The sequence below is a fragment of the Xanthovirga aplysinae genome (assembly GCF_009711365.1).
Lineage (GTDB): Bacteria > Bacteroidota > Bacteroidia > Cytophagales > Cyclobacteriaceae > Xanthovirga > Xanthovirga aplysinae.
In genome coordinates, this window is sequence record NZ_SMMB01000996.1 from 1 (window position 1) to 6,373 (window position 6,373).

The 6,373-nt window shown below is 34.7% G+C and carries 5 protein-coding genes; all 5 read right to left on the minus strand.

Translation table 11 applies throughout. The features are described from left to right. A partial coding sequence (locus tag E1171_RS09910; RefSeq protein ID WP_155205846.1) for an outer membrane beta-barrel family protein occupies nucleotides 1-2,024 on the minus strand: 2,024 nt, incomplete at its 3' end. Nucleotides 2,025-2,375: 351 nt separating this feature from the next. Continuing rightward, nucleotides 2,376-3,497: a serine hydrolase domain-containing protein gene (locus E1171_RS09915; protein ID WP_187696375.1), complete on the minus strand. Its 1,122-nt coding sequence runs from the start codon at nucleotides 3,495-3,497 to the stop codon at nucleotides 2,376-2,378. A 209-nt stretch (nucleotides 3,498-3,706) separates the two neighbouring features. Then, the gene (locus E1171_RS09920) at nucleotides 3,707-4,066 is read right to left on the minus strand and encodes a hypothetical protein (protein ID WP_155205848.1); all 360 of its coding nucleotides are present in this window, start codon (nucleotides 4,064-4,066) and stop codon (nucleotides 3,707-3,709) included. Between the two features lie 57 nt (nucleotides 4,067-4,123). After that, the gene (locus E1171_RS09925) at nucleotides 4,124-5,245 is read right to left on the minus strand and encodes a nuclear transport factor 2 family protein (protein WP_155205849.1); all 1,122 of its coding nucleotides are present in this window, start codon (nucleotides 5,243-5,245) and stop codon (nucleotides 4,124-4,126) included. A 105-nt stretch (nucleotides 5,246-5,350) separates the two neighbouring features. Further along, nucleotides 5,351-6,373 (minus strand): helix-turn-helix domain-containing protein (locus tag E1171_RS09930; protein WP_155205850.1); only part of this gene is annotated, 1,023 nt, incomplete at its 5' end.

Here is a 6,373-nt window from a genome sequence, read left to right on the forward strand (position 1 = left end):
GAGAAATCATATTGGTCATCAATATTTTTATGAATATTTAAATTAATGGTATTCATCGAACTCCACCATTTACTTGTGATAGGAATGGATAAAGAGGAAAAATAAGAATGGCGTTTTTTAAGATTTAGTGCTTTTAAGACGTAGGTGTTAGGATCTCTTCCCTGCAAAGCGGAGGCATCCAAGGGATCTAGCGTGTAATTATACCCTGCCTTTAATTCAATCTGATTATGCCTGGTCCAAATTTCAAAGGCATGGGTTTTTTGGGGGATTAAATCAGGGTTTCCTTCAATAGTGGTAAAGGCATCTTGATAAATTACGGAAGGATTTAGTTGTTGATATCTGGGTCTTCTTATTCTTAATGAATAAGAAAAGCCAAATTGAGAAATAAAGGCAGGTTTATTTTCTATTTTGGAACTAATAGCCAGGTTGGGGAAAAGGTTTAAGTAACTATCTTCAAAACTATCTTCCTCCGGAAATCTTGTTGTTAATTGATAGGTTGTTCCTTCACCTCTTAACCCTAATCTATAATTGAATTTGTCTTGTAAGAGACCATTAAAACTGATATAGGCTGCCCCTATTTTCTCTTCGTAGTTAAAATAATTGGACCGGTTAAAGTCTAAGATGAAATTTTCACCTTGATCAGAGGTGAAAAAATCCGAATTCGATTGGTTTTGTACCTTACTAACTTTAACTCCTATCTCTAATTTATTTAGGTTGGAAAAAATTTTCGTATAGTCTACTTGCCCATTGACAATTGAAATCCCACGATTAACCTTATTTTTCAAGATTTTATTTGATTCCTGATCGTTGATTTTACTGTGTTCATCAATTAGATCATCCACATCAGAATTAAATTTAGAATACTGGCTTCCTATAAAAATTGATGAACCCAAGCTATCGAGGTTACTATTATAATTTACAGTGATGGAGTGGTTGGAGATAAAGTCATTATTATGAATCACACTTCCAAATATTCCATCCATTGTATTGGTTAGGATGTGATTTTTACTTTTAACGCTTCCTCCCAATTTTTCAACAAAGCCTCTATATTCTGAAGAGACGTAACTTTTATCATTGAGGTCGTACTGGATTCCTAATCCATGGTTAGAATAGTTTAAAAGCTTTTCTTTCCAGTCGGTTTGTAGGTCTGACTTATAATAATCCTCTGCCTGAGGCCTGGTTCTCGTGGTATTTAGTATTTCCCTATTTTTTCCCAGCTGCAATTGATAATTCCCTAACATAGAGAGCTTCCCTTTTTTGAAATCCATGTTAAAATTGGAATGTGTATTTCCTCCGGCAATTTCTGATAGGGTTACAGATTGACTGGCTGTTCCCCTATACCCTTCATTTAAATTTACGTTTGTGATAATGTTTACTACTGCTCCACCCTCTGCATCATACCTCGAAGAGGGGTTTGAAATGATTTCGATAGATTTAATTTGGGCGGGAGAAAGGGAGGACAATTGTTCATTTGAAATCCGCCTTCCATTTAAAAAGAGGAGGGCTTCTCCCTTACCAAAAACTGAAATCTCATCATCTTCTATTATGATATTGGGAGATTTGATAAGAATCTCATCAATAGTAGTGCTAGAGGCCAAAATGGTATTCGCAACATTTACTTCCACGGTTCCATCTGCTTTATGGGTGAAAAGAGGAGCTTGAGACACAATTTCTATTGCCTCTAAACTTAAACCTCCCTCTTTTACCATGATAGTTCCTAGTTCATAAGTTGATTTTCCCTTATATTGGACATACATAATCGTATCGGCAAATTGTATGGAGGACAATTTTAGCAGAACCTCTTTTTTATTGATCTCATGTAGTTCAAATTCCCCATTCAAAAAGCTAACGCCCTTAATAAAAGCAGAGTCCGAGGCATCCATGGCTATGGCATTTCCCATTAGTAATTCATTATTTGAATTTACCACCTTTCCAGAAATACTTTGGATGGTTTGAGCTATTGAAAATTTGGGGATGAGGAGTGTAATAAATATTAGCCTAATTGTCAAAATCAAAAGTTTCATTCCGTTCTATTTTTATTGCTTTATGATGTGCTTTTAATATGGTAGAAAAGCACAAATTGGAGTTGGTTAAAAAACCTCATCCTTGGTCCTTAGATTTAGGTGTAAAAGTTAGTACTGCCTTAGCAGAAAGTGATTTGGGCTTATAAAACAGGAGTACGGAATTATAAACTAGGAATAATGGTGCGGTTCATTAGGTTAAAAATGACCTTTGGAGTGATAACCAAGTATTATTTTTTTTAGTAAAGTCTAAAAGATCAAATGCCTTTATAAAAAATATCAAGAAAGTTAAATAAGGGAAATTTTATGGTAGGAACATTTGGAAAGATAGGATAGGTAATTGTATTGGTTGTGTTATTGCCAAATTTCCATTTTGAAATAGTCAGAAAGGACTTTTTCAATTTCCATAATCAAATCATATCCATTGTCTCCATTGGCCATTATCACTATTGCCTGTCCTTTATGCACGTAGGCTGTAAAGTTTGCTTTAAATCCTTCATTTTTTCCAGCATGTTGGAAACGCATAGATTCTCCAGTCCCAATAATCTCAGGACCTAAACCCCAGTAATGCTTATATCCCTCGGGCTTGTTGGGTGAGGAGACAAAGGGAACAAGTCCATAATGGTCTTTTAACATCATCTCAATAGAGGCTTTGGTTAGGATTCCATTTTTGACCTTTCCAGACATAATATCTTGTATGGCTTGACAGTATTTTGCAATATCGGTTGGTGTGCTCCAAAGGCCAGCTGCTGCTTTTTCGGGATAATTATGCCATTTACCCTCCATTAATTTTCCCTTTGTATCAAAAGCCAAACTAACATTTGAATGGTATTTTTTGGGTAGTGGTAGAGCAAAGGTACTATTGGTCATACCAAGAGGATCGAGGATTTCCATTTTCATATAATCTTCAAAGGCTTGGTTGGTAATATCTTCCACTACCTTTTGCATAATCGTGGAACCCCCTCCTGAATAATGCCAACTACTTTCAGGTAGTGTATTTACCATTACCTTAGGGCTGTTTCCTTCCCCTTTTAGGACTTGAATTGTGGAAGGAATAGGTTCTTTAGATTTATATCCTACAAATCCCTCTACATTAAAGCCAGCCGTATGAGCCATTATTGCTCGAAGTGTAACCTTAATTCTTTTGGTAAATTTATTTTCAGGAATTTGGTAATTTTTGAGATATTTATTTACATTTTCATCTAGATCTACCAGGTTTTGTTCGGCTAATTTTAGGATGGCCAGAGAAGCAAGTGGTTTACTAATAGAAGCAGCTTGAAAAAGGGTGTTGGTGTTTACCTTTTTTTTACCCTTTATGTCAGCTAGGCCATATCCCTCAGCCCAAACTATTTCCCCGTTTTCTACTACGGCTATACTAAGGCCTGGAACCTTATAATGTTTCATCCTTCCAAATAAATCATAATTCCCAAAATGCTTGGAAACGGGGTGAGAATTAATGAATTCTTGGTCTTCCATAAGAGTTATCATTTTATTTTTCTTGAATTTGGGCAAGAACAAAGAATATAAAATGATAACTATAAGTATGATGAATGATTTTTTCATTTGTCGATTTATTTTTCAAAATTCAATTCATTGGAAAGGTGAAAAATAGATCGATCCCACTAAGTAGCTCATATATTTGGCTGTTAAACCCATTAATTCTTAAAACTTATTGAAAATCCTATTTAATTAAGCAACCAGTTTATTGCATTTTTCTTAGAGTGGAAGTACCCTATTTTTTCAGGATTTATACTTTCATGGGTATAGGGTTGAGGAGCCACAATAGCAATTTTTTGAAACTCCATTAATTTTGATTCTATTTTAAGCAATTGTTCCCGGCAGTATTTTATAACCTTTATGGATTCAAAATCATGATCTCCGTAATCGATTAATAAAAAGGCGGGATTCTTGTTATTTAAAATATTATTAATCAGCTCATCTATCTCAATCTGTCTAATAGGATTTTTTATTAAGATTTTTTGGGTATGTTTTTCCAATTCCTCTGTTTTTAAGAAAATATCAGAATTTAGGACTGAATTTAACATTACTATTGGATCCAGTTTTAATATTATTTCAAATAATAAACAATTCAGCCCGGATCTTTAGTTAACTTCAGATCTTTCAAGCAGTTCAATTATTTTTTGTGCAACAGGGGCAGAGGATTGGTAGTTTTGGCCGGTAACCAACTTTCCGTCTACTTCCACATGGGCTTTTCGACGATCTGAATATTTGAATGTTCCTCCTCTTTCTTCAATTGTTTTTTGTATCAAGAAGGGATGATGTTTAAAGGATGATGCCTTTTTATTTTCATAGGCGTCGGGGTACCCATTCACTCTTTTTCCGGCTACCAAATATTTTCCTTCCTTTGTTTTTAAATTCACAATTCCTGCCGTGCCATGACAAACCGAGGAAATTATACCCTGATTATCCTCGTAAACACTCATAGCAATAGCCTGGATTTCTTTGTCCTCTGGAACTCCAAACATGGCCGAGCCTCCTCCAATGTAGTGGACAGCTTTATAATGGGAAGGGTTAATTTCTTTAGGAGTTTTGGTGGCCTTTAAAGCAGCAATAAAATCATTATTGTAGAAATATTCTTTTTGTAAAGGATTGGATAGGTTAATATAGGTGAGGGGAACCGCACCACCTTTCGGGCTTACAAAATCTACTGTGTATCCTGCTTTTTCAAAAGTGTTGTAGGCACTTACTATTTCGGGAAAACTATTGCCTGTACCAATATCAGAATTTCCGTAAAAATGGGCATTGGAAACAATAAACAAGATGCGGTCTCCACTTTTATTGGATTCATGTTTAGTTGCGGATTTACTCATAATCTTCCAATTCCCTTCTACCTTTTTTAAAAGGAACACATCTACAAAACGGGTGTCTTTGGCAGGAATAAGGATTTCAACTTTGGCAAGGGCCACATCTTCCTCAATGTCTACTGAAAGGATGTTCCCGATTCGCCCATTAAACTTTCCTTTTTCTCCTTTCTCAAAAAATCCAGCATATTCCTCGGCAGGTACTATCCATAGTTTTTTTTCCTTGTTGGTTAAATATAAATTGGCTTTCTCAAAAAATGCTTTCTTAATTAAATTAGGGTGATTATAGGAGGTTCCTTCAATGTAATTCAGTAAGGTGGCCTTCACTTCTTTTTGTTCGGTTTGTGCATATGCACATTGAACACATGCAACTAATACTGCGAACCAAAAATATTTTTTCATGACGTTTTTAATTTTTGTTTGCAGTAAAAGTATAGCCTCCTAAAGGAAAAACATTTAGGAGTTATAATAGAGGAGTCCGGAATTATAATTCCGGAAAGAAAGTCCTTATAAAGCTAAATCTTTTTTATACTTGGCCGGAGTAGTCCCAGTCAACTTTTTAAAGGTTGAATAAAAAGTAGACTTAGAATTAAACCCGCAGTCGTAGCCGATTGCTTCCAAAGTAAAGTTGTTGTTTTCTTGAATTAATTTCTGTGCTTCCGTTATCCGATACTCGTTGACATACAGATTGAAACTCTTACCTAAATTATCGTTAATTAATTGGGATAGCCGATGGGGTAAAATATTTAGTTTTTTTGCTACATCCGGTAACTTAAGATTAGGGTTCTTATATAGTTCTTCTTCTATCATCAATCTCTCTAAATTTTGGAAAAGAGGGCTTGCTTCTTCCTCATTTATTTTTTTATCACCGTATTTAGGAGGGTTTATGAATAGTATGGAGTTCTTTTTCTTTCGAAAGAGAATTAAAAGTAATAATAGGTAAAAACCAAAGGAGAAAGAAAGGGCTCCTGATAAATAGGATACATAGGGAACCATTTGATAGGTCAGGCAAATGACAAGGTTTCCGAAAAATATGCTAAGCATCCATATTTCCTGACTTTTTATTTTGTTCTTCTTAATAAAAATATCATTGAATGTACTTTTTAAGAGAAAACCTGAAGCAATGATATAAATCATCCATTGAAAGTAAATAATTCTACCAAAAATTTGGTTCCAAAATGAGGAGTAAGTCTGATAGGGATATAAATATCCTATTCCTATGATAAATAGAAAAAGTGGTATCAGATGGTATTTCCATTGATTTTTGACTTTTCCAGATTCCTGGAGTGCAAACTTTAAATAAAGGAAAAGAAAGGGGCCGATAAACCAACAAGCCGAAAGCCCAATTTGTAAGTATATTTTTGCTATTTGAGGATTGAAATAATAAAATACCGATTTTCCAATTCGAACACTTAGGGCAAGGAGGAGCCCACCTAAAAAATAATTGGATAACTGCTGTTTTCTTCCATTAATGATAAAGTAAAAACCTAATAATATTCCGTTAAAGGCTCCTAACGCACTAAAGAAGAA

Coding starts and splice junctions, on each gene's coding strand:
- E1171_RS09915 (WP_187696375.1), bottom strand. CDS start 3,497: ATGGAAGACCAAGAATTCATTAATTCTCACCCCGTTTCCAAGCATTTT.
- E1171_RS09920 (WP_155205848.1), bottom strand. CDS start 4,066: ATGTTAAATTCAGTCCTAAATTCTGATATTTTCTTAAAAACAGAGGAA.
- E1171_RS09925 (WP_155205849.1), bottom strand. CDS start 5,245: ATGAAAAAATATTTTTGGTTCGCAGTATTAGTTGCATGTGTTCAATGT.